Raw genomic sequence first — 827 nt, 5'->3', positions numbered from 1 at the left:
TTTGCGTGGTTTTTGACGGTATGTGATCCACTCAAATCCGGGTCGGTCCATTGGAACCCGCGGTTCTTGGCGGTATATTTGACGGTATCAGCACTGCGCCAGCGGAGGAGATGCCGTCATGCTCACCGATGCAGCCGTCCGTCGAATCAAGCCGCGGGAAAAGCCGTTCAAAACGCAGGACATGCACGGCATGTACCTCCTCGTTCAGCCTGGCGGTGGTCGGTACTGGCGATGGGATTATCGTCACGACGGCAAGTGCGGCACGGTGGCGCTGGGCGTCTATCCTAACGTCTCCATGAAGGAAGCGCGCGAGCGCCGAGAGAACGCTCGGAAACTGCTCGAGAAGGGCATCAACCCCTCCTCCTACGGCAAACTGACGCGCGGCGTCGACAGCATTTCGGCCGGAGACACGTTCGCCACCGTCGCCGACGAATGGCTGAAGAAGATCGAGGCGGAAGGGCGAGCGGCGAAGACCCTCGAAAAGCTCCGGTGGCTGATCGCATTCGCCAAGCCGCTGATCGGCACTCGACCGATCGGCGACATCAGCGCGCCAGAGCTGCTCACCGTATTGAGGACGGTAGAAGTCCGAGGCCGCTATGAGACGGCACGACGCCTCCGCAGTACCTGTAGCAGCGTCATTCGCTACGCGATCGCCACCGGACGAGCGCAGAGAGATGCGACCGCCGATCTCCAGGGCCCTGATCACGCCCAAGGTCAAGCATCATGCCGCGATCATCGAACCCGCCGAGGTCGGCGCGCTCTTACGCGCCATCGACGGCTACGAGGGGCAGCCATCGGTTGCCTTGGCGCTTCGGATCGCCCCACAC

1 protein-coding gene is annotated in these 827 nt (G+C 62.4%); it reads left to right on the top strand.

All coding sequences use genetic code 11. From position 1 onward, the window contains the following. Window positions 1–118: 118 nt before the first annotated feature. Window positions 119–827 (top strand): tyrosine-type recombinase/integrase (locus ACX40Y_RS18190; RefSeq protein WP_459120985.1); only part of this gene is annotated, 709 nt, incomplete at its 3' end.

This window comes from Sphingomonas sp. RS6 (assembly GCF_054489705.1).
The sequence above is the reverse complement of the archived record's forward strand: the minus strand, read 5'-3'. Positions and strand labels throughout refer to the sequence as shown.